The sequence below is a fragment of the Bradyrhizobium sp. BR13661 genome (genome assembly GCF_029892425.1).
Taxonomy (GTDB): domain Bacteria; phylum Pseudomonadota; class Alphaproteobacteria; order Rhizobiales; family Xanthobacteraceae; genus Bradyrhizobium.
In genome coordinates, this window is the sequence record NZ_JARXWB010000020.1 from 1 (window position 1) to 24290 (window position 24290).

The following is a 24290-nucleotide window of genomic DNA, read 5'->3' on the forward strand; positions in this document are numbered from 1 at the left end:
ACGTCTGTGTGCCTTCCTCGAAATGCCCCGTTAATGTCGTCGATTCCCATGACGGACCTACGACTCTAAGAGGACAGTTGCGATACAGAACCTAACAGCGCCTCACGGGCGATGTTCTCGACCATCGAGCGCATGGCGCCGTTGTCGTTCGCCGCCTCGTCGACCAGCACGTCGATCTCTTCGAGGCCGGCGGCGATCGCCTGCTTGACGCGGCGGTGGCCTGCATTGATCAAGTAGCCGTTTCCGCCGCCGATTTCCGGCGTGATAACGGGCGGCTGCACGATGCCGACGGCCTTGATCGTGGCGAGCAGCAGCGCGTCGGCTTGCGGCGTCGACTTGGTCTGGCGCATGCGGTCGGGGTTCTCCTTCAGCGCGCGCGGATCGACCTTGATGAGTTGCATGGGAATGGATCCTTTTGGGGTTTGCGGACCGGCAACGCCGGTCCTTTCTCGTCTTCTTCCCGAAGACCCCCCTGGGCCCCGCGGAGCGGACGGGCCGGTGCAACTGCGGCCGAGCATCCCTGCCCGGCAGGACCAGCAGGGCCAAAGCCCTGCGCAGGACGACGGGCTGGGATCGCGCAGGCGCCGGTTGAGCGATAGCGTCGGCGGCCCGCCCGATCTGCGAACCGGCCTATTTCCTTCCTCGCTCCCCTTCTTTCGTTCAGGCGGCCGTAGCCAGCTGGCCGGCGCTCTCGCCGTCTTCCGCCAAGGCTTTTTCCACCTCAGCAAGCTGCCGGCGCTTTTCGGCAAGCTCGCCAGAGAATGCGCAGTCCCCGCCATCGCGGGACTCGTAGGAGGAGAGCCGTCGGCGACCCTCAGTGAGGCGCTGGCGGTAGCGCTCCCGCTCGCCCTCGAAGTCGCCCAGCGCGTGCTCGAGGCGGGCGACCGCACCGAGCGGCGTCACCGTCACCGGCAACTCGATCTCGTATTCGGTGCCGGTTCGCTGGAGCATGGTGGTGTAGCGGTAGCCGTCGCGGCCGATGCGCTCTCCACTGTACGCGACGTTGAAACCCCCGATCGAGGCGATGACGGTCTCGCCTTCCTGCTGAAGCTGCACCAGCGTCAGGATCTCCTTCATCAATGCGCGCCCAGCGAGCTTGCGTTCCATAAACGGGGTTCCCGTCACGGACATGCTGAACGCATCGCCGGCGGTCGGTGTGAGGCGCTCGATGTCCTGGCCGATCTCACTGATGCGGCGGGCCGAGAGCTGGATGTCGCGCTGGGCATCGCGCATCTGCCGGCGCACCGCGTGCTGATCATCGATGTGCGCAGCCCGCAGCCGTTCGAGCCGCGCGATGTCGGCCTCGAGGCCAGCCTTCTGCATCAGGCGCGGGTCGCCAGAGGCGATCGCCTTCGCCATGGCGAACTGGTTGGCCTGGCTTTCACCCATGTCCTCCAGCCGGCGGATCGAGGTGTCACCGGACAGCGCGGCAGCGATGAAGCGGGCCTTGCGCTCGTTGTTCTGCCACATCTGCGCATCGAGGCTGCCTTCGGTCGCGTAGGCGAAGATATCGACCTCGTCATGCTGGTTACCCTGCCGTACGATGCGGCCCTCGCGCTGCTCGATCTGCGAGGGCAGCCAGGGCACGTCGAGGTGGTGAAGAGCCTTCAAGCGAAGCTGGGCGTTGACGCCGGTGCCCATCGTGTCGGAGGAGCCGATCAGGAAGCGGACCTTGCCAGCGCGCACATCGCCGAACAGCCGCTGCTTCGCCTCGGACTTCTTGTAGTCTTGCATGAAGGCGATTTCGCAAGCCGGCACGCCCATGCGGACGAGCTCATCGCGGATCCAGCGATAGGCGGAGAAGCCGCGGCTCTTCTCGACGCCGATCGTGCCGAGGTCGGAGAAGATCATCTGTGCCGCGCCGGGCAACTCGAAGGGTTTTCCGTCCGTGCGCACGTAGTTGTTCGCGGCCGTCTCGCTCCAGATGCGGAAGGCGTTGCCGACCAGCAGGTTCAGCTTGTTCTCGGCTTCATTGTCGTTGTCCGGGTCCACCAGGCGCAGGTCGATGGCCGCGTGGCGGCCGTCGGTAATGACCGACAGCAGGATGTCGTCGCCGGGCTCTGGTGCGCGGTCGCGCTCCTCGATCGCCTTGATGCGCTCACCGAGCAGGGTCTGGTAGCGCTTGAACGCCGGAGACGGCTTCGCGGTCAGGATCTGCCGTTTTCCGGTCGATATGGCTGGCACCTTCACGTACTGGCGCAGGTCCTCAGGCATCACCACGTCCGCGAAGGAGCGGAACATGGCGATCAGCTCCGGCACGTTGACAAAGGTGGCGAAGCGCGTGACCGGCTTGTATTTGCCGGAGGGCTGGAGCTCGAGCTCGGTCGTGACATCGCCGAACGTGCTCGCCCAGGCATCGAACTCATGCAACCCGCGCTCCGATAGCGCGGCATGTCCGAGATAGCGCTGCACCGAAAACATCTCGCCGAGCGTGTTTGTGATCGGCGTACCGGAAGCGAGCACCAGCGCACGGCCCGGGTTCTTCGTCTCAATGAAGCGCGACTTGACGTAGAGGTCCCAGGCGCGCTGCGAACCGTTGGGGTCGACGCCCTTCAGCGTCGACATGTTGGTGGCGAAGGAGAGCTTCCTGAACTCCTGCGCCTCGTCGACGATGATTTGGTCGACGCCGATCTCGGAGATGGTCAGAAGGTCGTCCTTGCGGGTTGCGAGCGATTCTAGCCGCTCCTGTAATCCCTCCTTCAAGCGCTCGAGGCGCTTGCGCGAGACGCGATCGTCGCTTTCGACCTTGGTCAGCAGGGTTTCGTAGAGCTCGAGCTCGTCCTGGATCATCTGCTGCTCGAAGGCCGAGGGCACGCTGATGAAGCGGAACGCCGAATGAGTGATGATGATCGCGTCCCAGGTCGCCGTCGCGGCGCGCGACAGGAAGCGGTGCCGCTTGTCCTTGGTGAAGTTGGTTTCGTCGGCGACCAGGATGCGCGCGTTCGGGTAGAGTGCAAGGAACTCGCGGGCGGCCTGCGCCAGGCAGTGGCCGGGCACGACGAGCATCGCCTTGGCGACGAGGCCGAGCCTGCGCTGCTCCATGATTGCGGCGGCCATCGTCATAGTCTTGCCGGCGCCGACGGCGTGCGCGAGGTAGGTCGAGCCCGCGGCGATGATGCGCCAGATACCGCGCTTCTGGTGCCCATAAAGAACAAAGGCGCCAGAGGCGCCGGGTAACTTCAGGTGCGAACCGTCGAACGCTCTGGGCGCGATGTTGTTGAAGCGGTCGTTGTAGACGCGCGCCAGCCGGTCGGTGCGATCGGGGTTGGACCAGATCCAGCGCTGGAAGGCATCCTTGATCTTCTGCAGCTTAGTCTTTGCTGCTTCCGTGTCGACGACGTTGAGCACGCGCCGCTCGCTGTCGCCGTCCTTGATTGTGTCGAAGATCTGCGGCACGCGGCTGTTCAGTGCATCGGCGAGCAACTCGCCTGCGTGCCGGCGGTCCGTGCCCCATTCCGACGTGCCGGCCGCCATCCATCCGAGCTGCCGGGCTTCCACGGTCCACGACGCCAATTCCGGCATGTGATGGATCCTGATCTCGGCGTCCATCGTCTCCTTGACGAAGGCGACGATGTCGGTGGCCGGAATCCAGGGCGCGCCGAGACGCGCAGTGATATCGGACGGCTTGAGGTCGGCGGGCTGCACGGCTTGCAGCGCCGTGACATTGCGTTCGTAGGACGGATCGAGCGCAGCCGCGGCCTCCGCAGCCCTCAGTTTGTCACGGACGGGACCGGAGAGGTAGGAATCGGCCGTCTGCCACGAGCCGTCCGCAGGATCGCGGAAGACCGCGCTGCCGAGTTCGGCGACGACGTCGTCGCATTCTCGGTGCAGCAGCTCGGCGACGTGGTCGATGTCGACATGCCCGCGCTCGTTGAGCACGACGACCAGCGCATCGGCCGCGCTGCCGATGACGGGTGCAGCCGGCGGCGCGATCACCCGCTCGGTGAAGATCGGACCGGGCTTCGCGGTGTTGGTCTCGAGGTCGTAGTCCTCGATCGAGGCGACGAGCCAGCAGTCGGGGTCATCGAGGAAGGGCTGGATGTTCGGCCGGCGATGCGTCTCGCGCACCTCGCTGGTCTCTTCGTCTTCCGTCATGGAGACGGTCGTGAAGTTGATCGGGCCGAAGTCGCGGACGAAGTTCGACCAGGCGATGCGCAGCCTGACCTGCGCGTCTTTCCACGGCTGGTCGAGCTCCTGCGCCTTCAACACCTCACGGACTGCATCGCGGACCGGGATCAACTTCCGAATGACGCGAACATGCTTCTCGGGAATGCCCTCGGCCATGCGCCCCTTACGGGCCTTCACGGCGACAGGCACGCCGTCGAGGAGTTGCATCAGGCCGTGGGCCTTGTCGAAGAAATAGCTGCCCTCGCGCACATGCCGATCGGACGGCAGATCTAGGACGCTCTGATCATCCGCATCCTCCAGATGGAGCTCGATCACATCGGGCTCGCCGTCGTAGCGGTCTTCGGGAAGGAGACCGACTACAGCCGTCAGCGCCGCTTCGAGATCCTCGCCCTCGCGCGGCAGGCACGCATAGGTCTCGCCGAACGGACCAGAGGCGAGAGCGTGCGTGCCAAGCACGAATTCTGGATGCTTCGTGAACCATCGGTTCACGCGGATCGCGCTCTCGTCTTCTGTCGCCGGCCGCACCTCGTCGACATCGAGCCATGACAGACTTCGTTCCGGATCTCCGATCTTGCGCTTGCGCAGGAACAGGATATCGACGACGACGTCGGTACCGGAGCTGGCGCGAAAACTCCCCTCGGGCAGCCGGATCGCCGCAATCAGGTCGGCCGACTTCGCGATGTGCTCGCGCGCCGATGCATCCGCCTTGTCCATCGTGCCCGAGCTGGTGACGAAGGCGGCCAGCGCCCCCGGCTTCAGAAGGTCGATCGCACGCGCAATAAAATAATCGTGCAATCGCAGCCCCATAGACCGATATGCGCGGTCGGAGCGTACGGTGCGGTCAGAGAACGGCGGATTGCCGATGGCGAGATCGAAGTTCCCAGGCAATTCGGTGCGCGCGAAGTCTCCGGTCACGATCCGCGCCCGCGGCTGCAACAGGCGCGCGATGCGCGCCGTAACGGGATCCAGCTCGATACCGGTGACGTGCGAGACGTCCCGAAGTCCTTCCGGCATCAGCGCGGGAAACAGCCCGGTGCCGATGCCGGGCTCGAGCACGCGGCCGCCGCGCCAGCCGAGGCGCCGCAGGCCTGCCCAGATCGCACGGACGATAAACTCGGGCGTGAAGTGCGCATATTGGGTGCAGCGCGCGAGCGAGGCGTGGTCGAGATCGCCGACGGCATCCTCCAGCTCCGCTCCAATCGCCTCCCAGCCCTTGCGGAATTCCGCCTCGCCCGGGCGCCGGAACACGAAGTTCGCAAGGTCGGAGGCTCCGAAGCCGGTGAAGCGGATCAGCCGCTCCTGCTCTACGACAGTCGCCGCACGCCCATCGGCCTCGATTGCCGCGGCGAGCCGGATCGCCACGATGTTGTCGCGGGCGCGCTCCTTCCATCCCTTGGCCAGGGCGCGCTCACCCGCGAGATGGAAGTTCGTCTCGCGCTCTCGCGGAGCGGATGAAGCAGAGCGTGTGACCGCCGCGACCGGAAGCGATGGGGCCGGCGTCGACGGATCAGGATCCTCGCCTTCGTCCGGGTCGTCGGTGATGCCGTCGGCGAAGGCGGTGACGCCGAGGCCAGAGGAAAGGGCGGAACTGTTGAAGAGGTCGAGGGTGAAGGGATCGTCTTGAGCCATTGGAAATTGTCCTTGAGATGAGGGCACGTGCCGTCGTCCCGCCGAGCTGCCTCGGCGGGTGGTCCGGTGAATAGGGATGGGAGGCGCTAGCGGATGATGAGCGACAGCGAGATGTCTGTCTCGCTCAGCTGCACCCGCAGATGGGTGTATCGAAAATCACGATTGATGAGCGGGACGAACCGCTCGGTCTCGATGAACTCGATGCTGTCATCGCCGCCGAAATGGCGTCGCTTGTAATCGAACCAGTCCGGATTGCCGACCGGATGGCATTCCTCGGAATAGACCACGAGTGGTCGATCACCGTCACCGAGCTTGCCGTTCGACATGATGTAAACGCCGTTGTCACCCACAAGCCAGAGCCCAGGCTTCTCGCCCTTACCCGGTTTTTGGCCGTAATAGGGATTGCGGAACCCGCTGTTGGCGGCGGCGTCGGACTTTCCACGTTCAATAACCCTGCGGACGGCGGGGATGGGGAATGTGAACATTGCGCTCTCCCTCACGCCGCGATCGCGTCGGGCAGGTAGCGCAGGTGCACCGGCAGCTTCGCTGAAATCTCCGCGTCGGTAAGTTGGTCGAGCAGCTTCAGCACAGTGCCGCGCTGACCACCGTAGAGCAGCACCGTGCGCTTGCCACATTGATGATGGGCCCATCGCTCGCCAGCGTAGCCGCGGTAATCGTTGTGCGTGCTTGACCAGATGTGCTCAACCCGCTCTTCACGCGACATCGCCATCACGGGCTGCGATTCTCGTTCGACGATCGCGGTGCGCAGCCGGTCGGGCGAAGAGCGCTCCAAGAGATTACAATAGCCGTGGAAGTGACGGACGCGACGGCCGATCGTTAGCGCGAAGAAGACGCTGGTGACGTTGCCGGTGAGAAATTCGCGCATCGCGAACATCCCACTGCGCATCCAAAGTGGTGGCAGGATCTCGAGCATGTAGTCGTATTCGATTTGGCCAATCTCAAACCATTCGCCCGAATAGAGCGCGGTCGCATCGACTTCGGGGCGGTTCGGCCTCTGCGAATGTCGATCGAACATCCGGAACATCTGCCGGCGGTCGGCGATGCCTTGATAGACCTTGCGGATCGGAGAGGGGATCATGGGAGGGCTCCTTTCAGCCTAGTCGGACTGAAGCGCGGCTTACCCTTTGGCTCGCCATCTTCTTCAGCCCTTGACCCTTCTTCGCGGCCGCCTCTCCGGTCCGGAGGGTCAAGGGCCGCGGAGCGGGCGAAGCCTCCCTTGACGCGCCGGCCGGGCATGCGGCACGTCATTCCTCCTTTCTCATTTCGTGTTTCCCTCTCGCGCTTTTCCTTTATCCGTGCGCTCGGACTCTCATCCGCCTGCTCGGCCTCGCACGACGCACCCGGGGCCGAGTTCTCCGGACATCACGGTAATCATTGAATGGTCGCGAGCAGCCCATAGGCCGGTCCGCCGAGCAGACCTCTTAGATCTTCGTTCCAGTCACCGGCTCGCGGTCGTGATCGCGTACATTCAATGCCGGTTTCGCCGGCAATCTTGCGAATACGCTCGGCGTAGACGTCACCTTGCCGATTGTTATCGGTCGCAGCCACAAGCCGAACGTTCGCGCGCTCAGCCAAACAGCGGATGGCTTGCTCCGTGGCCGGCGACCAGCCACCACCAGTGCTGACATATAGCGTGTGGGAGCGCTGCACTTCGATCGCGGCCAGGCTCATGGCATCGATCGCAGCTTCGGTGATGCAAATCCGCTCAGCGTCCGTCGGCCCGAAACGAAAGAGTTCTTTGGTCCCGCCGGTGGCGAAGCCGCGCCAATGCGGACCACGCTCTTCCCAGCCAATGATACGGCCGGCAAGATCGTCATGTGCCGCCCACATGCTACCTTGCAGGCCCTCCCGCAGCCCGCCTCGAGCAACCACGACAGCGATAATGCTGTCGGGAATGCCGCGCTGTTCGGCGAGATAGTTCCAGGTCGCCGAGCCAGGCCTTGGCGGTCGCCGGCGGGACCATCTGCTGGCGATGGACGCCGTCGCCGCCGGTTTGGGCGCTCGCTTCCAGACCGGCAACGTCACAACGAAGCCGACAAGCGCAGCGACGCGATCGCAGGCCTCCGGGAATCCATTCGCGCCAAAATGCTTTGCGAGATCGAAGACGTCCCCTTTGGCAGGCGAGAGAGGATCGAACCAGCCGCGCCCTTCGTGGATGACGATGATGATGTCGGCACCGCTACGGTATTTGAGCGCACGCCGGGTACTTTCCTTCAGGTCGATTTTCCATCCCTCGCGTTCAAGTACGGCCGCGCAAACCACCTTGCTGCGCAACTCTTCAATGTCCTTCTTTTCCATATTTCCCTCCGAACGCGCTCAACGCAGCACCCGGTCCCTTCTTCAGTTTTTCTGATCCGCAATTTCGGAACGGAACTGGCCGGCCGCGGAGCCTCGCCGGAGGCCAGGGCGCGTTGACCAGCTGTCCAATGTGGCAGGTTAGGCCGCGGCGAAGCCTCCCTTGCCGCCGGCATGGCGCCAGCGGCACAGCGGTTGCCCGGTTCAATGAGCCGGGCACCACGGGTCGTACTCATGCACGATGGCTCCCTCCTCGCCGTCGTATTCGCTTGAAATCATGACGCCGAATTCGTCATCGATTTGGAAGAGAACGACTGGGACCATCAATGTGCGGGCGAGATCGAAAGCTTGATCCTGAGCAAAGGTGAGATTGTGCGACATGTGCGGCTCCCGTTCGGAGCAGGGACCATCCCCGCTCGGCGGCGCCGAAGTGTTCGGGAGTGGCCGCGGTCACCTCGCAGGCGCAGCCGAAGAGGTCGCACGCTTGCGTAGCGAACCCCTCGCGGGTTGATCGTAGAAGGCCGCACCCGAAACAAGGACAGCCATTCGAGAGCGGGGTGTTGCTCCCCCGGAAGCCCGACGCAGAACGTCATAGCTACCGTGGATACCCCGCGGTTCGCGGTCCTCATCATTTCAGAAACAGAGATTTGTCAGCGAAAGAGTTCAGCCAGATTGCGAGCGAGTCTGTTGCTTTGTACTGCCAGGCGCACGTGTCGGCCCTGAGCGGGGGGCGCACGGTAAGGCACAGATGAAGTTTCGACGACGGAACGCACGCTACGTAAAAATAGAAGAAGCGAAGGAATTGCTGCTTGAGGATGTGAACATTCCGTCGTCGGATTTCAGCAGCCTACCTCCGCCCATACTTCTTGCGTCAGGGATGGACGCCCGCGAGGGGGAAGACCGCTTGCGGGCTTCAGCGAAGCCGACAGCCCGGCCCGTCAGGGCGACGCCTGACACATCCTGACTCGATCTGAACAATCACTCCGTCGAGTCAGCACCCTATCCGACATTCAACCCACGACGGCCAGCAAGCGGACGCATGGAGGTTGAGCCCGCCAAACTAGCCTAACGGCTTCATTCTGTGATTCTCAAAGCAAACCTTGCCGCAGGGCGAGCGCCACAGCATGCGGAAGGGTAAGTGCAGAGAGATTCCGTCTCGCATTGTCCAGATGAAACTTCACACCCCGCGGACTCACTCCGAGCAGGTCGGCGATGTCCTGCATCGTCCTGCCGTCGGACGTCCAGGCGAGGCATTGGCGTTCACGATGCGTGAGCGGAATTTCCTTCCGACTACTGACGTCAGTAAGATCAACCTTTGCACGGACATGCGCGTGATAATTGATCCCTACCATATGTAGAAGATCCTGCGAGGCCTCAATGAAGCGGTCGAGCCCCAGACTGCGATCGTCTACAGCTAATGTAAACGCCGCGAACTGACTCTGTCCGGTTGGAATCTGAAGCGTCAGCCCTGTCCGGATTCTGAAGTTCAATGCATCGTCGAACATGCGGCGCTGTTTTGGTGATTTTGCGCTTCGCGCACTTCGCCCATCCCACACAGTCATAGGCGTGAATACCTGCGGCTTCTGCAAAACGGGATCGATCCGGTCGTAGCCCTCGTGAAAATAATGATCAGTCCACTTCTTCGGATAACACGAGATTAGGTGCGCTCCATGCGCGTGGCGCACAAAATACGCGAACCAACGGAACCCCAGCGCATGAGCCGTTCGCTCCGCAACGCGCTTGAAGTCGTCCTCGGTGACAGCAATTTGGAGCCCTTCCAAAAATTCACTGCATGTTCGTTCAACGTATTTCTTCATCACACCCCGTCATCAGGTTCTTTGTTTGGTTTAGGCACGATCTCCCGCGCTGCGTGTGTACGTGTATGAAATGGTTGCGGCAGCTTTGGGGCGAGACATGCTTCGAAATGACCCTGTCAAAACTGACAGAGCCGGATCGCGATCACCGCTGCTTTGTTGGCTTCAACGCCGTTTGATTCGGAGTTGGAGAACTAAGATGAAAGTCGTCGCCCTCTCACGTTCTGCTCTTTTGAACCATTCTGATTTAATGTTCGGAATGCACAGCCTCCGACGTCGCGTTTTTGGCGAACGCTTGGAGTGGGACGTGTCGATTTCGAACGGTCTCGAGATCGATCAATACGATGATCTTATGCCCCAATATCTTTTGGCTATTGATCAACGGAATGTGCTCGGCTGTGTGCGTTTGCTGCCGACTACTGGCCACAACATGTTGGCAAACACATTCCCGGTTCTTTTGGATGGGCGAGGCGCGCCGAACAGCCCGGCGATCTGGGAGAGCTCAAGATTCTGCGTCGACGCGCAGGCTTCAGAAACTCCAACTATGAATGGGTTGAAGAGCGCAACGTTTCTTCTCTTCGCTGCGATGATCGACTGGGGGCTACAGCGTAACCTCCACGCAATTGCGACTGTCACCGATTTGCGGATGGAACGCATCCTGCGTCGAGCAGGATGGCATCTGGATCGCCTCGGCTCTCCAAGGCAGATCGGCAGCACCAAGGCTGTCGCTGGTCTATTGCCCGTTACAGACGATGCTCTCCGCGCTGTTCAGGCAACGGGGAATATCCACGAGCGCGCAATCATCACGCCGGCAAACATCGCGCTCGCAGCATAGTTGTTCGCGGCTCCTTTTTCTCCGATACCCGCTCCAAAGGTTCCAGAATGGATCCCACAGCTTTCGCAGCAATGATCGAACGGTGCGCTCCGACGACAGCGTACATTCAGCCGTTGACCACGATCGTGGAGAGAGCAAGCGCCTATGAGCCGCTGCTCATCACAATTGCTCAGCCTAGACCAGTCCCGATTCAAGCGTCGGACCGCAGCGAGGCCATTGAACTCGCGACCGAGGCGTTTTCAAGCGGCCAAGCCACTCGCATCGGGCTCGCGCAGCTCGATGGCAAGGACATGCAGGAAGCGGGCCTCTCGATCTCCACGACCTTTGATGCGTGCAAGCATATCGCCGGCCTGAGCCGACTATTTGATGCGCGATTGCGGGCCGCGGAAATGAAGCAGCCGGATCACGACCGGGCAGTTGCCAGCGTCATCGCCAACTTTGCGACCGCAGCGATCGCCACGCCGAGGTCTCGCACTGAGCCGCGTACATCGGTCAGTGCTAGTCCTTCTCCCGACCCCTCCAAGGCGACGATGCAGACATCCGCCGGACCTAACGATGCGCCGCGCTGGGATGTTTATCGCGCCGGCATCGGCGAGTCCGCGCTCGTCTACAAGCGCTGAATGCATTGCTTCATCTCGACCGGTGTCGCGAACACCAGCCTTTCCAACAAACACTGCAATTGGAGCCCATACATGGTTTCTCGTCTTAAGAATTCCGGCGCGCTGCTGGCGATGGCCGCCGTCCTCAGCATCGCCCTCGTTGAGCCGGCGATGGCGCAAACAGCAAACATTGAAGGCGTATTGCAAAACATCGTCAATATGCTCACAGGCAACGTCGCCCGCCTTTTGGCCACGCTGGCGGTGATCATCGTCGGTATCGCCTGGATGTTCGGCTACCTCGATCTGCGGAAAGCGGCCTATGTCGTGCTCGGAGTCGCCATCACATTCGGCGCGTCCGAGGTGGTCTCGACCCTGACTGGCGGCCACTAATGTTTGAGGCCACACGTCTGACGGAAGACACGTTGTTCCTGGCGTGCACCCGTCCCGCCATGATCGCCGGCGTCACTGTGGAAGCTATGGCGTTCAACGTCATGTTTTCCTGCATTCTCTTTCTTGCGGCGGGAAGCATCGTCTACGCTCTGGTCGCACTTCCTATCCACACGCTCTGCCGGATCATCTGCCAGCGTGATCCCAACATGTTCAGAATTCTGCTTGCCTGGTTGGAGACGCGGGGCCGCGCCCGGAACTCTCAACTCTGGGGCGGATCATCCTGCACGCCGCTCCGGCTCATCCGGCGGCATCAAGTGGCGGACCTCGGCTATGCGTAAGTCAGCTATGAAGGCCCGGGAGATCGAGCCCGCTACCTACCTGCCGTTCGGCCGTCACGTGACCGATACGGTCGTCAGCCTCACCACCCGGGCGCTGCTCACGGTGATCCGGATCGACGGCATCTCGTTCGAGACGGCCGAGACGGCCAATCTGAATGACTTGCATGCCAAGCTGAACTTGACCTTGCGCAACATCGCCGATCCACGGCTGGCGCTTTGGACCCATCTGGTGCGGCGGCGCACGGCGGACTACCCGGACGGTGTATTCCGCTCGCCCTTTGCTGCTGATCTCAATGCCGAATACCGAGATCGGCTTCAGAAGGAAGCACTTTTCCGCAATGATCTCTACCTGACGCTTGTATTTCATCCCGGACGGGGAAAAACGGATGTCGCGGCCGACTTCTTTAAGCGTCTCGGCCGAAGCACTCGATCCGCGACCGAAGTCGATCATGATGCCCTGAAGCGATTGAACGATGCGACGCGCGATGTTGCCGCGGCGCTCGATCGGTATGGAAGCCGTGTTGTTGGACTGATCGAGCGCGACGGCATCGTGTTCTCGGAGCCGATGGAGTTGCTCCACGGCATCGCCTCCAGCGAGTGGATGCCGATGCCTTTGCCGCAGGGGCCGATTGGACCGGCGCTTTATTCCAATCGAATCATCTTCGGTCGCGAATCCCTCGAGATCCGACGGACCGGCGGATCGCGCTTCGCCGGCATGTTCGGGATGAAGGAATATCCGGCGTCCACACGGCCGGGCTTGCTCAACACACTGCTTTCGGCGCCGTTTGAGCTGATCCTCACACAGTCCTTTGCGTTCCTGTCGAAAGCCGATGCCAAGACGGTTCTGACGCGGAAACAGAACCAGTTGGTGTCCGCGCAGGACCCGGCGGCCTCGCAAATCGACGAACTGTCCGATGCACTCGATGATCTCGAGTCCAATCGATTTGTCTTAGGCGACCATCATCTTTCGCTGCTGAGCTATGCCGAGACGCCTACGCAGCTGCAGAACCAGATGAGCGTGGCCCGACGCGCCTTGGCAGATGCAGGCGCCGTTGTCGCCCGCGAGGACCTAGGGCTTGAGGCGGCCTATTGGGCTCAGCTTCCGGGCCTATTCAAGTACCGTGCCCGCTCCGGAGCCGTTAGTTCACGCAATTTCGCAGCGTTTTGTCCGTTTCATACGTATCCTACCGGAAAACCGGCCGGCAACCATTGGGGACCGGCGGTTGCGATGCTCAAGACCGCATCGGGATCGCCATTCTACTTCTCCTTTCACCACGGCGACCTCGGCAACACGTTCATCTGCGGACCGTCGGGGTCGGGCAAGACCGTCGTTCAGAACTTTTTGCTCTCGCAGGCCGAACGGCTCGGCGCAACTTACGTCTTTTTCGACAAGGACCGGGGTGCGGAGATCTTTGTCCGGGCCGCCGGCGGAACGTATCTAACCCTTCAAAACGGCACCCCGACCGGCTGCGCTCCCCTGAAGGCAATGGAGCTGACGCCGGCAAACCTCTCATTTCTCGGACAGCTCGTTCGGCAGCTCGTTACGCCGGGCAATCGTCCACTCTCCGTGACCGAAGGAGAGCGGATTGACTCCGGCTTGCGCGCACTTGGTCAGTTGCGGCGGGCTGAACGTTCGTTTGGCGCCCTGCGCACGTTTCTGGGTCAACAGGATCGAGAAGGCATCGGTGCTCGGCTGGAGCAGTGGTGCCGCGGGGCGCCATTTGGCTGGGTGCTCGATAGCGAGCAGGACGATATCCAGTTGGACGCGCGGTCCATCGGCTTTGACATGACGAGCCTCCTGGACCATCAGACCGTCCGCACGCCGCTCATGATGTATCTCTTTCACCGTGTCGAGCAACTGATCGACGGGCGGCGGTTGATCATCGACATCGACGAGTTCTGGAAGGCGCTCGGCGATGACGCCTTTCGGGATCTCGCCAACAACAAGCTCAAGACGATCCGCAAGCAGAATGCGTTGATGGTTTTCGGCACGCAATCGCCGCGCGACGCCCTCGCATCCCCGATTGCGCACACCATCGTCGAGCAGTGTCCGACGCAGATATTCCTGCCCAACGCGCGAGGCACACGCTCCGACTATGTCGAAGGCTTCCATTTGACGGACACAGAGTTTCGCCTGATCAAGGAAGAACTCACCCCCGAAAGCCACCGGTTCTTGGTGAAGCAGGGCCACAACTCCGTCGTCGCCGAGCTCGATCTTCGCGGTTTCGACGATGCCCTGGCTGTGCTGTCGGGACGCACCGAGACCGTCGAACTGCTCGATCGCATTCGCAGCGAGGCGGGTGAAGACCCGGCGCGCTGGCTCCCCCTGTTTTATGCACAACGAAAGTCCGCCAAATGATCCATCGACGCGCTCTCTCTGCTTCCATCATGCTGTCACTGCTGGGGTCGGCGATGGTCTCCCCTGTTGCCGCTGACATTGTGTTTGATCCCAGTGTCTTTGCACGGCAACTCGACCAACTCATGGAAATGAAGAAGCAGGTCGATACCTTGACCTCGCAGCTGGCGGTGGCCCAAGACCAACTCAAGCAAGCAAAGCAGCTTTACGACAGCTTCAACAAGCTCACGAACGCCAACGACATCGGTACGCTCCTCAATACGCCCCAGTTCCGTAAGGTGTTGCCGCAGCAGTTTTCGGACATCGAACGCCTGACCTCGGGGCAGGGGAGCGGCAACTTCGCCGAAGCCATCGACCACTATCTTTCACAAAATCGGTATTACTCCGGCAATAGCGGCAACTCCTATTATCAGGGCGAGCTCGACCGTATCGCCCGTCAGACCGGGGCGAAGCACTCGCTCGGCCAGGCCGTCTACGACACGGCGTCCCAGCGTATCGATGCGCTCGAACAGCTCAGAACGCGCATCAGCTCCGCGAGCGACGTCAAAGAGGTTCTCGATCTCTCCGCGCGCCTTCAGGCGGAACAAGCGCTACTCCAGAATGACGTGCTGCGGATGCAGGGGCTCGCGATGATCCAGCAGGCGCGCACGGACATGGATCGGCAGCGCGAGCGGGAAAAAGAACAGCAGCTCGTTGATGAGATACAGGCGGCGCTGAAATGAGAATGAGACCTCCAGCTCTCCTATTAGCCTTCGCCATTGCTTTATCCGGCTGCGAAGAGACGTCCAAAACCGAAACAAAGACGGTCGGCTGGTTTCTCGATCACCGAAACGAACTGGACACTGTGCTCAACGCCTGTGGCGAAAATCCCGGAGAGCTCGGCCGAACGCCGCAGTGCGTCAACGCAAATGAAGCGCGCAACAAGCTGACCGTTCAAGAAATGGAAGACGCGCTGAAATAGGGAATCGACAATGTCAATAAACGTCTTCGACACCTTCCTAAAAGAATTTGAGCAGCCAATCACGGCCTTTGTATCGACGTCGGTTTCAAATCTGGCTTCCTACATCGACGGCCCACTGAGGGTCGGCGTGACCCTTTACGTCGTTCTATACGGCTTTGCCGTGATGCGCGGATCGATCTCCGGGCCGATCATGGAGTTTGCCTGGCGCGCCATGCGGATTGTGCTCGTCGTCTTGCTTGCAACCAATTCGAGCGCGTTCCAACAATATGTCACGAGCCTATTTTTCGACAGCCTTCCTAAGGAGATCGGTAATGCGCTGGCGGGCTCCGGCCTGAACACCAATTCGGGAGCGCCGTTCGATCAGTTGCTTACCAAGGGTATCGACGTCGCTAACAAGATCTATAAGCAAGCTGGTTTGACCAATATCGCGCCTGCGCTGATTGCGGCCATCCTTCTAGTCTTTGTGGCAATTGGCTCCTTCCTTCAATTTGCCATCCTGCTCTATGCCAAGGTCGGACTTGGCGTCGTCATCGCGCTTGGTCCCGTCTTCATCGCAATGGCGCTTTTTGAAGCGACCAGGCCCTTTACGGAGGCCTGGCTGCGGCAGGTGGCAAACTTTGTGATCCTGCTGGTCCTGGTCGTGGCTCTTGTCGGCCTCATGCTGACGACGGTCACGGGTTTCATCGACCGGTTCGGCACCAACGCCGGGACCGCCGGAGAGATGGTCGTAGCTGCGGTTGCTATCAGCGCGGTTCTGGGCCTGTCCGGCTACATATCGTTGCAGCTGCCGGTCATCGCCGGTGGCCTTGCTGGCGGCGGCGCCTCGCTCGCGAGCAGGCTGGTAACCAGCCCGCTCATTGCCAATGCCACAGCCGCGGCGAGCGGCGCCTATGCTGGCGCCCGCTGGTCCGCCAGCCAGGGCCTCAGTGCCTTACGTGCGAGCCGCCAGGGCGGCAGCCTCCGCCGCACTCAATCGCAGGGGAGCAAGGCCGCATGAGCCGAAAGACGCATAATATCTCGCGATGGGTCGCCCGCGTGCTGCTGGTTTCCGTGATGGCGTGCGGGCTTGGCGGCTGTGCAAGCTGGTCCAAAGCACCGCCGTCATGCGACGGCTCGGCACGACGGCCGCTGAATCGCTCGCTGTGGGACTGGGAGAACGGGACGCCGCTGGCGGCCCCGGAACAGGCAGCCCCGCCAATTGGCTCGGATCCCCTCATCCGAAAGGGGGATGCGGGCTCGTCAGGGTCAGCTGGACGCTCCGCCGCTTCCCGCAGCCACATCGACGTCGCCGTCTCCTACCACCCCTGCGGCAAGGAGGCATGAGATGGTCGGCCCCGACGACCTGAAGACATATTTCGAGAATGCGCGGCGATGGGAGCAGGATTTGTTGCTATCGGCTCATCGCTCACGACGAACGGCATGGTTCATCGCGGCAGCCGCTTGCGCATTGGCGGTCGCATCTGTTGGAGCGGTCGCCGCGTTAGCGCCGTTGAAGACGGTCGAACCGTTCGTCATTCGGGTGGATAATGCCACCGGCATCGTCGATACGGTTTCGGCAATGACGGCGACACCGGCGCGCTATGATGAGGCGGTCACCAAATACTTTCTCGGACGGTACGTTCGCGCGCGCGAGGGTTACAGCTATCCCGAGGCGGAGACCAATTTTCGGACAATCTCTCTGCTTTCGGGATCAGGCGAGCAGGCCCGTTTCGCGGCCTGGTACCGCGGCTCCAACCCGGAAAGCCCGCAGGTTGTCCAAGGGCGGTTTGGCGTTGCGACGGTCCGGATCAAGGCAATCTCGCTTCTGGCCGACAACGTGGCCTCCGTTCGCTTCATGAAGGAAAGCCGAAAGGGTGAAGAGACCCGCACCACGCATTGGGTTTCGACGCTGACGTTTTCCTATGCCAATGCGCCGATGTCCTCCGCCGATCGCCTGGTCAATCCACTCGGCTTTCAGGTTTCGGAATATCGCGCCGATCCGGAGGTCGTGCCATGAAACGTCTCATCATCCCAATCGCCTTGTCCCTCACGCTTGCAGGCCCAGTCCTGGCGCTGCAACAGCCGTCACCGGGTCAGCATGACGCCCGCGTGCGCACTGTCACCTATGACCCAACCAACGTCGTCCGGGTCAACGGGGTCATTCGCGCGTCGACCCAGGTCATGTTTGGTGACGATGAAGAGGTCGCCCATGTCGCGATCGGCGATTCAGTTGCATGGGAGGTCGCGCCCGCTGGCTCGATCCTGTTTCTCAAGCCGCGTGAGAAGCACCCGCCCACCAATCTTCAGGTCGTCACCACACGCGCGGATGGCCGAAAGCGCTCCTATCAGTTTGAGCTGTCGATCGCCGAGACCACGTTGGCCGACAGCTACTTCGTCGTTCGCTTCGCCTATCCTGGCGACGAGATCGAACGACGGCGCACGGAGGCAGCCGCCCGCAGCGTTGAGCGGGAAGGGGCTCTGATCGACCAGACCTTTGATCTTCATCATGCCTATGGTGCACGGAACTGGCGTTTTTCGGCCCAAGGCTCCGTCGATCTCGAGCCTGAAGCCGTCTTCGACGACGGCAAGGAGACCACCTTTCGCTTTGCAGGCAACCGCGAAGTCCCAGCGATTTACCTGATCAATTCTGATGGCTCGGAAAGCCTGGTGCCAAAGGATGTCCGCGGCGAACTTGTGGTCGTCCATGCCACAGCCCGCGAGTTTCGGCTGCGCAAAGGGGCCGTGGTGCTCTGCATCTTCAATGAAGCTTTCGACCCGGTTGGGATCAATCCCGGCACGAACACCACAAGTCCCTCGATTGAGCGGCGCGCCAGGAAGTCAGCTCCAGCCGTAAAACCCCGATAGGCCGATCCGATATGACCGAACTGCATAACGAAACAATCGAAGGCGATCGCGGCATAACCCCGGTCGGCCAAGCCGACCACGCACGGACGACGATGCTCAAGCGCGGATTTGGCGCGCTCGGGCTCACCGCTTTCGCTTTTCTCATCATATGGAGCACATGGAAAGGCGATAAGCCGCTCAACGACTCCGGTCGCAAGCTTATGATCCGCCAGGCGGCCGCGTTCGAGCCGGCCACGGAGGCGCCCGCCGCTCCACTGACCACAGCTTCCATTCCAGCCGCAACGATCACAGCTTCGCCGGCGGCCGCCCCGCCTGTACCAGATCAGATGCTCGAAAGCGCTCGTCGCGCGCCGGTCCTGGCCTACAACCGGCCGGTCTCGACCGGACGTGCAGCCCACACCGGCCTTGCGGGAACCGGCGCTACTGATCCATATGCCTTTGGACGGGCGGAGCCGCCGAATGAGCTGGCCGACAAGCTTAAGCCGACGGCGATCGAAGGCGTCCGCGCCGCGCGGCTTCCCAACCGAAATCTGCTGGTGACGCAGGGCACGTCCATTCCATGTGTACTGGAGACGGCCATGTCGTCGGACGTCGCAGGCTTCGTATCCTGCGTCGTGATGCGGGACGTCATCTCCGATTCCGGCAACGTGGTACTTATGGAAAAAGGCACCCAGGTGGTCGGCGAATACCGCGGCAATGTTAGACGCGGTTCAAAGCGCATGTTCGTTCTCTGGTCCCGTGCCAAGACCCCGACGGGAGTCATCGTCGCACTCGCCTCTCCGGCCACAGATGCGCTTGGCCGGGCGGGGTTTGACGGCGACATCGACACGCATTTCTGGGAGCGATTTGGGTCGGCGCTGCTGCTCTCGGTCGTGGGGGATGCAGGATCTATCGCGCGTCAGCAGCTTCAGGACAGCTCGATCCAGATCAACAATACCACTGGCTCAGCAAATACCGCCGCTGGCATTGCTGTTGAGCAATCGATCAATATTCCCCCAACACTGAACAAAAACCAGGGCGAACTGGTCAATATCTTCGTTGCGAGAGACCTTGATTTCTCGTCGGTCTATCAACTGAAGCGGGTTGAAACACGGAGCCAGATCTTCGACCGCACGGTCGGCGGCGCGGCCGTGGGCCCAGCAGAGATCACGAAATGACACAGGCCACATCAATCGAGCAGAATGGCGGCCGTTTGGTGCTGGCCCGCTATCTTGAGCCGCTGAACCGCTATCTAGCCGACGAATCCCTGACTGAGATCGTGGTCAATCGGCCCGGCGAAGTCTTTGTGGAAGGGCCCGAGGGCTGGAGCCGACATGCGGAGGCAGCGCTCACATACGATTACCTCTCTCACCTTGCGACCGCCGCTGCCGGGCATACGCGCCAAGATGTCGGACCAGAATTTCCCGTGGTGTCGACGAGCCTGATCGGGGAAGAGCGCTGCCAGATCGTGGTGCCGCCGGCCGTCCCGACCGGTCTGGTCAGCCTCACGATCCGTAAGCCGTCGAAACTGACCATGAACCTGGTCGCCCTCGAGCAGACGAAGCTGTTTGACGAGATCCGATCAGCCGGGGATGACCTCCATCCGGACGAGCACCGGTTACTCGCTCTGAAAGAAGCCGGTCTCTGGCGTGAATTCCTGGAGCTTGCGGTGAGGACGCGCCGCAATATCCTGATCTCGGGGGCGACCGGATCAGGAAAGACGACGCTCTCCAAAGCGTTGATCGCGGCTATCCCGGCGCATGAGCGGCTCATCACCATTGAGGACACCATCGAGCTCGCGATCCCCCATGAGAATTCTGTTCGACTACTCTATGCCAAAGACGGGCAGGGCGTTGCCAAGATCGGGCCCCGTGAGCTTCTGGAATCGACTCTCCGCATGAGGCCCGACCGGATCCTGTTACAGGAACTACGGGATGGCACGGCCTTTTTCTACCTCAGAAACGTCAATTCAGGGCATCCGGGGTCGATCACCACCGTTCACGCCGATAGCGCGCGGCTCGCCTTCGAACAAATGACCCTTCTGGTGAAAGAGAGCGCGGAAGGACGAGATCTCCATCGCGACGACATCCGCTCGCTGTTGCTTCACTTGGTCGATGTCGTCGTCCAAATGCAGAAGCGCGACGGCCGCTACCGTATCTCTGAGATCTATTATGATCCCATCCGCAAACGCGATCACGCCCGCTAAGGCCGCGCGTGGTACGGCGCTCGCACTTTGCGCCGGAGCGCTCTTTCTGCTGGTCGCCTCAAACGTCCTGCTGCTCGGGCTCCGGGTTCACGACGGCGGATTTCATTGGATCGAGATCGCGAGCGGCTGGCCCCGCTATGGCACCGACCCACGGTTCGACCGCTGGCTGACGCTCTCCACTCTCGCCGGCACAATCGCGGTCTTTGGCCTCCTCGGTTTCCTCCTCCGGCAGCGACCGTTGCCGCTCCATGGCAAGGCGCGTTTTGCGACCGAGAAAGAGATCAAGGCTGCGGGTCTCCGATCCAAAGATGGCATTCTGCTTGGGCGTAAGGACGGCGCGATGCTCTGCTTTGGTGGATCGGAACATGTCCTGGTCTATGCACCAACCCGGGCAGGCAAAGGAGTTGGCTATGTCATTCCGAATCTTCTGAACTGGGCGGATTCGGTTGTCGTGCTGGACGTCAAAAAGGAGAACTGGCAAAGATCGGCAGGTTTCCGCGCAGCCCACGGGCAAGCCGTCCACCTATTCGACCCGCTCGATGAAAACGGTTATACGGCACGATATAATCCTCTTGGCTACGTGCGGAGCGATCCAGCCGACCTCTATGATGACTTGCAGCGCATCGCGGTCATGCTGTTTCCGGCCGAGAGCCGCGGAGATCCGTTCTGGTTTGAAGCTGCGCGCACAGCGTTCGTGGCAATCGGGGGCTACATTGCGGAGACACCCGGCCTGCCTCTCACGATCGGTGAAATCCTGCACCAGCTTTCTGCTGTTTCCGATGTCAAATCGCATTTTGAGAAGATCATCGCGGCGCGAAGGTCGAGCGCTTCGCCGTTGTCGCGCTCCTGCATCACGGCATTGAATGACTTCCTAGCGGCTTCCGAAAACACCATGAATTCGGTACGCAAGACCGTGACAGCAAGGCTTGGGCTCTGGCTCAACCCCCGCATCGACAACGCGACGTCGGCCAATGACTTCGACTTGCGCAAGCTGCGGCAACAGCCGATGTCGATCTATCTCGGCGTCACGCCGGACAATCTCGATCGCATGGCGCCACTTCTAAACTTGTTCTTTCAGCAGGTCGTCGATCTCAATACCCGTGAACTGCCGGAAAACAATTCAAAGCTCAATCGCAAGGTCCTTCTCTTGCTCGACGAATTCCCAGCGCTCGGCAACGTCAACGTTCTGGCGAAATCGGTCGCGTTCGTTGCAGGGTATGGGCTCCGACTTCTCACGGTTGTCCAAAGCCCGGCGCAACTACGCGCAATCTACGGCGCCGACATCGCGCGCAACTTCATGACCAATCATGCCGTGGAAGTCGTCTTTGCTCCGAAAGAGCAAGACGTCGCGAATGAGCTTTCGGAGCGTATCGGTTATGACACGGTGAAAGCTCGCAGCCAAAGTGGACCTAGGGGCTTTTCTGCACGATCAACGAGTCAAACAGTGTCAGAGCACCGACGAGCTCTCATGCTGCCCCAAGAATTGAAGCTGCTGCCAAGGTCCAAGGCATTCATCCTCGGAACCGCGGTCCCACCGCTGATTGCCGACAAGCTCATCTACTATGAAGATAAAGCCTTTCTTCAACGTCTGCTGCCTGCACCTGTTCAGGTTCCGTCGAAGGGAATCTCGAACGCCTTCCTAGACGCTGAGATCAAAGAGCTTCGTTCCGCAGTCGCCGAGCTTCGCGCGATATTTCGATCGCGACCAATGACTGATGAGGAGGTGGCAGATCCTTCGACGATACCTGACAATGTCAGTTTCGATTTTGGCGGGGTCGACGTGGATCTGGAAGGCTTGTCCGAAGAAGATCTGAAAGCCTGGACCCTGAAATACATCGACGCGCAGGTCATTCAGCCGACACCTTGGGCCGGCCGCAAGCAGAAGAGTGAGCGTCATGAACGACAGGCATGAGGCGAGCGAGGAATTCAGCCTGGAGCGGCAACGTCGCACCGGGCCCGCGTCCGCCCGGGAAAAAGGAGACAACGATACGAGGGCAACAACGCCCAGTCAGCCTTCCTCCGCGGAGGTTACAGTTAGCACCTTTCCGGACCGTATCCGTCGAAAATATTACGTGGTGGCCAATGACGCCGGGAAAGATGGATCGGACCACGAAGCGCGGCTTTATGCCGATGAGCGGAGAGAATACCTCGCGTTCAAGGCCACCGACGATCGTCTGGTCACCCGCCTGGCTGCCGCCGAAGTGATCCGGGACATGGTCAGAGTGGCGCAACATCGCCAATGGGAGGCGCTTCACGCTCGTGGCTCTGTCGAGTTCCGACGCGAAGCGTGGCTCGAGGCAAGCGCACGCGGAATAAAAGTACAGGGCTATCAGCCAAACGAACTCGATCAACAGGCGCTCGCTGACCGGCGAGCCGCCTGGGATCGAGCTCACGCCCGAACCAATGATGCCAAGGCTCGCTCGGCTGCCGACAAGTCATTGCAGGCGGATAGGCTCGATTACGACAAGGGCGTTTCTGGACGTCTGATGGAGGTCGGTTTTGGCCCGTATCGCAACCGCGCCGACGCGGAGCCGTCAACTTATGTAGCCATCGAATTGGACAATGGCCGGCGACACCAGGTCTGGGGCGTCGGCATCGTAACGGACGTCGCAGATAGTGGCGCCAAGCCTGGTGACCGCATTTCCCTGCGTAAGGATGGGGTAGAACCCGTCATCAGGGCGATTAAGGCCATAGACGCCGCCACAGGAGTGACTGGTATTGAACGGCGCCAGATGTGGCGCAATACGTGGAGTGTAACGGTGGAGGAACGCCATGCAGACCGGCCGGCGGCCGCGCATGATTCGGACCTGCTTGCGGCCCAGTCCCAGATTGTTGTCATCAAAAAGCTTGTCGAACGCGCTCTGCCGAACGATGAGAATGCACGCCAGAGCATCATGGCATTCGCTAAGGAGCGCATAGCCCAGCATCTGGAAAAAGGGCAATCATTTGCGCGAGCGACGGTCATCGAGCCTGTCCGCGACCGCAATAAACAATCCGTTCGCTCGAAGGAGGCACCTCTCCGAAGCCAAAGCGGCGAACGTATTGGATTGCGGGAACAAGAGCGCTAAGCGCTCAATAATCCGTCGCCCAGCGACGAGTCGGACCGGTAGGCAGCTGACGTCGCTGCCAGACACTCCTGTCGCGACAATGCGGGAGGATCGACTTTTTGACGTAAATGGCTAAGATCCGTTTTCGATCGCCTTGAACCATCATGCCGTGTTGCAGTGTCCGAACTTTCCACCTGTACTTCACGCCTGCGCCAGAAGGACGACAAGCTCAGCGCCAGTCTGAAGCCAAGGACGACAAGATGTTTGTAACCTGCGAATCCCTTGGAGACCGGCCGCGGATGGCGGGCTGTTGCTCGACAAGCCCGACACGCTCGATGAATCGATCCGGCGCCGTTCAGACATTGAAGCTCGAGCGAACAAGCCGGCGCGAATTGCCCGCGCGGGCATTGTAAGGATTTGACGACTGAGCAAGGCAAGGCGAGATGCTCGCATCGAAAGATGGGGTTGCGTCGTAATCCAGTTACTGCGAACTCTGCGGTGGCGAGAGGCCGCTGTTCAACCCAACCCAAGTGCGAAGATGATCGACGTAAACGCGACCCGAAGATTTGATATCGCGTTGCACGAGTTAACCGAGGTCGACGCCGTCTACGCGATCTACTGCGACGAGAAAGCTTCACTCGATACGACAGGAACTGGATGCGCAGCAGCGGATCAATCTAGGCCTGACAAAGCAGCTTCTCGATCGATCCCTTGCGCACAACAAGGCTTTCGCTCACCAGGTGCTTAGCTTACAGTACACGCAGCGCGCTTCGATCTTGCTGGGCTGAGGGAATACAATATCCCCAGGATGGAGCGCGATCTTATCGGAGATTTTGAGATTGCAGCTT

General features: G+C 61.0%; 21 protein-coding genes and 1 pseudogene. 15 read left to right on the forward strand and 7 right to left on the reverse strand.

Translation table 11 applies throughout. The features are described from left to right. Positions 1 to 98 precede the first annotated feature (98 nt). The 7 genes and pseudogenes from M2427_RS27790 to M2427_RS27820 all read right to left on the reverse strand — a co-directional run. Positions 99 to 401: pseudogene (locus tag M2427_RS27790) on the reverse strand (ParB N-terminal domain-containing protein); the annotation flags it as partial. 259 nt (positions 402 to 660) lie between these two features. Next, on the reverse strand, positions 661 to 5757 hold the full coding sequence (locus tag M2427_RS27795; RefSeq protein ID WP_280710066.1) for a DEAD/DEAH box helicase family protein: 5097 nt from the start codon (positions 5755 to 5757) through the stop codon (positions 661 to 663). Between the two features lie 86 nt (positions 5758 to 5843). Next, complete coding sequence (locus tag M2427_RS27800; RefSeq protein WP_280710067.1) at positions 5844 to 6242, reverse strand: DUF3085 domain-containing protein; 399 nt, start codon at positions 6240 to 6242, stop codon at positions 5844 to 5846. Between the two features lie 11 nt (positions 6243 to 6253). Beyond that, complete coding sequence (locus M2427_RS27805) at positions 6254 to 6856, reverse strand: DUF1419 domain-containing protein (protein ID WP_280710068.1); 603 nt, start codon at positions 6854 to 6856, stop codon at positions 6254 to 6256. A 293-nt stretch (positions 6857 to 7149) separates the two neighbouring features. Beyond that, complete coding sequence (locus M2427_RS27810) at positions 7150 to 8076, reverse strand: DUF3991 and toprim domain-containing protein (RefSeq protein ID WP_280710069.1); 927 nt, start codon at positions 8074 to 8076, stop codon at positions 7150 to 7152. Between the two features lie 201 nt (positions 8077 to 8277). After that, the gene (locus M2427_RS27815) at positions 8278 to 8454 is read right to left on the reverse strand and encodes a hypothetical protein (RefSeq protein WP_280710070.1); all 177 of its coding nucleotides are present in this window, start codon (positions 8452 to 8454) and stop codon (positions 8278 to 8280) included. 707 nt (positions 8455 to 9161) lie between these two features. After that, a complete protein-coding gene (locus M2427_RS27820) occupies positions 9162 to 9890 on the reverse strand; it encodes an autoinducer binding domain-containing protein (protein WP_280710071.1) in 729 nt (242 codons plus the stop codon). Positions 9891 to 10086: 196 nt separating this feature from the next. On the opposite strand from M2427_RS27820, the gene M2427_RS27825 reads away from it, so the two are divergent. From M2427_RS27825 to M2427_RS27895, 15 genes are all read left to right on the forward strand, one after another. Further along, positions 10087 to 10722 (forward strand): acyl-homoserine-lactone synthase, encoded by a 636-nt coding sequence (locus M2427_RS27825; RefSeq protein ID WP_280710072.1) that lies wholly within the window; start codon positions 10087 to 10089, stop codon positions 10720 to 10722. 47 nt (positions 10723 to 10769) lie between these two features. Then, positions 10770 to 11342, forward strand: coding sequence for a type IV secretion protein (locus M2427_RS27830; RefSeq protein ID WP_280710073.1), 573 nt, complete (start codon positions 10770 to 10772; stop codon positions 11340 to 11342). Between the two features lie 72 nt (positions 11343 to 11414). After that, positions 11415 to 11711 carry a TrbC/VirB2 family protein gene (locus M2427_RS27835; RefSeq protein ID WP_280710174.1) on the forward strand — a complete coding sequence of 99 codons (297 nt, stop codon included), beginning with the start codon at positions 11415 to 11417 and terminating at the stop codon, positions 11709 to 11711. Next, complete coding sequence (locus M2427_RS27840) at positions 11711 to 12049, forward strand: type IV secretion system protein VirB3 (RefSeq protein ID WP_280710074.1); 339 nt, start codon at positions 11711 to 11713, stop codon at positions 12047 to 12049. Before M2427_RS27835 ends, M2427_RS27840 begins: the two co-directional genes overlap by 1 nt. Next, on the forward strand, positions 12042 to 14408 hold the full coding sequence (locus tag M2427_RS27845; protein ID WP_280710075.1) for a VirB4 family type IV secretion/conjugal transfer ATPase: 2367 nt from the start codon (positions 12042 to 12044) through the stop codon (positions 14406 to 14408). Before M2427_RS27840 ends, M2427_RS27845 begins: the two co-directional genes overlap by 8 nt. After that, complete coding sequence (virB5, locus tag M2427_RS27850) at positions 14405 to 15127, forward strand: P-type DNA transfer protein VirB5 (RefSeq protein WP_280710076.1); 723 nt, start codon at positions 14405 to 14407, stop codon at positions 15125 to 15127. Before M2427_RS27845 ends, virB5 begins: the two co-directional genes overlap by 4 nt. Positions 15128 to 15129: 2 nt before the next feature. Then, positions 15130 to 15366: an EexN family lipoprotein gene (locus M2427_RS27855; RefSeq protein WP_280710077.1), complete on the forward strand. Its 237-nt coding sequence runs from the start codon at positions 15130 to 15132 to the stop codon at positions 15364 to 15366. Between the two features lie 10 nt (positions 15367 to 15376). Next, on the forward strand, positions 15377 to 16363 hold the full coding sequence (locus M2427_RS27860; RefSeq protein WP_280710078.1) for a type IV secretion system protein: 987 nt from the start codon (positions 15377 to 15379) through the stop codon (positions 16361 to 16363). Next, positions 16360 to 16689, forward strand: a complete 330-nt coding sequence (locus tag M2427_RS27865) for a type IV secretion pathway protein (protein WP_280710079.1) — start codon at positions 16360 to 16362, stop codon at positions 16687 to 16689. The genes M2427_RS27860 and M2427_RS27865 overlap by 4 nt, the downstream gene beginning before the upstream one ends. A gap of 1 nt (position 16690) precedes the next feature. Next, positions 16691 to 17362 (forward strand): virB8 family protein, encoded by a 672-nt coding sequence (locus M2427_RS27870; RefSeq protein WP_280710080.1) that lies wholly within the window; start codon positions 16691 to 16693, stop codon positions 17360 to 17362. Further along, a complete protein-coding gene (virB9, locus tag M2427_RS27875; RefSeq protein WP_280710081.1) occupies positions 17359 to 18210 on the forward strand; it encodes a P-type conjugative transfer protein VirB9 in 852 nt (283 codons plus the stop codon). Before M2427_RS27870 ends, virB9 begins: the two co-directional genes overlap by 4 nt. A gap of 11 nt (positions 18211 to 18221) precedes the next feature. Continuing rightward, the gene (virB10, locus tag M2427_RS27880) at positions 18222 to 19367 is read left to right on the forward strand and encodes a type IV secretion system protein VirB10 (RefSeq protein ID WP_280710082.1); all 1146 of its coding nucleotides are present in this window, start codon (positions 18222 to 18224) and stop codon (positions 19365 to 19367) included. Next, positions 19364 to 20395 carry a P-type DNA transfer ATPase VirB11 gene (gene virB11, locus M2427_RS27885; protein ID WP_280710084.1) on the forward strand — a complete coding sequence of 344 codons (1032 nt, stop codon included), beginning with the start codon at positions 19364 to 19366 and terminating at the stop codon, positions 20393 to 20395. Before virB10 ends, virB11 begins: the two co-directional genes overlap by 4 nt. Next, on the forward strand, positions 20361 to 22307 hold the full coding sequence (locus M2427_RS27890) for a type IV secretory system conjugative DNA transfer family protein (protein WP_280710085.1): 1947 nt from the start codon (positions 20361 to 20363) through the stop codon (positions 22305 to 22307). The genes virB11 and M2427_RS27890 overlap by 35 nt, the downstream gene beginning before the upstream one ends. Next, positions 22291 to 23463 carry an LPD7 domain-containing protein gene (locus M2427_RS27895; protein ID WP_280710086.1) on the forward strand — a complete coding sequence of 391 codons (1173 nt, stop codon included), beginning with the start codon at positions 22291 to 22293 and terminating at the stop codon, positions 23461 to 23463. Before M2427_RS27890 ends, M2427_RS27895 begins: the two co-directional genes overlap by 17 nt. Positions 23464 to 24290 lie beyond the last annotated feature (827 nt).

What these genes read in the sequence shown, in the direction of transcription:
- virB9 (WP_280710081.1), top strand. Translation starts at nt 17,359, where the DNA reads ATGAAACGTCTCATCATCCCAATCGCCTTGTCCCTCACGCTTGCAGGC.
- M2427_RS27825 (WP_280710072.1), top strand. Translation starts at nt 10,087, where the DNA reads ATGAAAGTCGTCGCCCTCTCACGTTCTGCTCTTTTGAACCATTCTGAT.
- virB11 (WP_280710084.1), top strand. Translation starts at nt 19,364, where the DNA reads ATGACACAGGCCACATCAATCGAGCAGAATGGCGGCCGTTTGGTGCTG.
- M2427_RS27840 (WP_280710074.1), top strand. Translation starts at nt 11,711, where the DNA reads ATGTTTGAGGCCACACGTCTGACGGAAGACACGTTGTTCCTGGCGTGC.
- M2427_RS27815 (WP_280710070.1), bottom strand. Translation starts at nt 8,454, where the DNA reads ATGTCGCACAATCTCACCTTTGCTCAGGATCAAGCTTTCGATCTCGCC.
- M2427_RS27805 (WP_280710068.1), bottom strand. Translation starts at nt 6,856, where the DNA reads ATGATCCCCTCTCCGATCCGCAAGGTCTATCAAGGCATCGCCGACCGC.
- M2427_RS27855 (WP_280710077.1), top strand. Translation starts at nt 15,130, where the DNA reads ATGAGACCTCCAGCTCTCCTATTAGCCTTCGCCATTGCTTTATCCGGC.
- M2427_RS27830 (WP_280710073.1), top strand. Translation starts at nt 10,770, where the DNA reads ATGGATCCCACAGCTTTCGCAGCAATGATCGAACGGTGCGCTCCGACG.
- M2427_RS27860 (WP_280710078.1), top strand. Translation starts at nt 15,377, where the DNA reads ATGTCAATAAACGTCTTCGACACCTTCCTAAAAGAATTTGAGCAGCCA.
- M2427_RS27795 (WP_280710066.1), bottom strand. Translation starts at nt 5,757, where the DNA reads ATGGCTCAAGACGATCCCTTCACCCTCGACCTCTTCAACAGTTCCGCC.
- M2427_RS27820 (WP_280710071.1), bottom strand. Translation starts at nt 9,890, where the DNA reads ATGAAGAAATACGTTGAACGAACATGCAGTGAATTTTTGGAAGGGCTC.
- M2427_RS27895 (WP_280710086.1), top strand. Translation starts at nt 22,291, where the DNA reads ATGAACGACAGGCATGAGGCGAGCGAGGAATTCAGCCTGGAGCGGCAA.
- virB5 (WP_280710076.1), top strand. Translation starts at nt 14,405, where the DNA reads ATGATCCATCGACGCGCTCTCTCTGCTTCCATCATGCTGTCACTGCTG.
- M2427_RS27890 (WP_280710085.1), top strand. Translation starts at nt 20,361, where the DNA reads ATGATCCCATCCGCAAACGCGATCACGCCCGCTAAGGCCGCGCGTGGT.
- M2427_RS27835 (WP_280710174.1), top strand. Translation starts at nt 11,415, where the DNA reads ATGGTTTCTCGTCTTAAGAATTCCGGCGCGCTGCTGGCGATGGCCGCC.
- M2427_RS27865 (WP_280710079.1), top strand. Translation starts at nt 16,360, where the DNA reads ATGAGCCGAAAGACGCATAATATCTCGCGATGGGTCGCCCGCGTGCTG.
- M2427_RS27845 (WP_280710075.1), top strand. Translation starts at nt 12,042, where the DNA reads ATGCGTAAGTCAGCTATGAAGGCCCGGGAGATCGAGCCCGCTACCTAC.
- M2427_RS27800 (WP_280710067.1), bottom strand. Translation starts at nt 6,242, where the DNA reads ATGTTCACATTCCCCATCCCCGCCGTCCGCAGGGTTATTGAACGTGGA.
- M2427_RS27870 (WP_280710080.1), top strand. Translation starts at nt 16,691, where the DNA reads ATGGTCGGCCCCGACGACCTGAAGACATATTTCGAGAATGCGCGGCGA.
- M2427_RS27810 (WP_280710069.1), bottom strand. Translation starts at nt 8,076, where the DNA reads ATGGAAAAGAAGGACATTGAAGAGTTGCGCAGCAAGGTGGTTTGCGCG.
- virB10 (WP_280710082.1), top strand. Translation starts at nt 18,222, where the DNA reads ATGACCGAACTGCATAACGAAACAATCGAAGGCGATCGCGGCATAACC.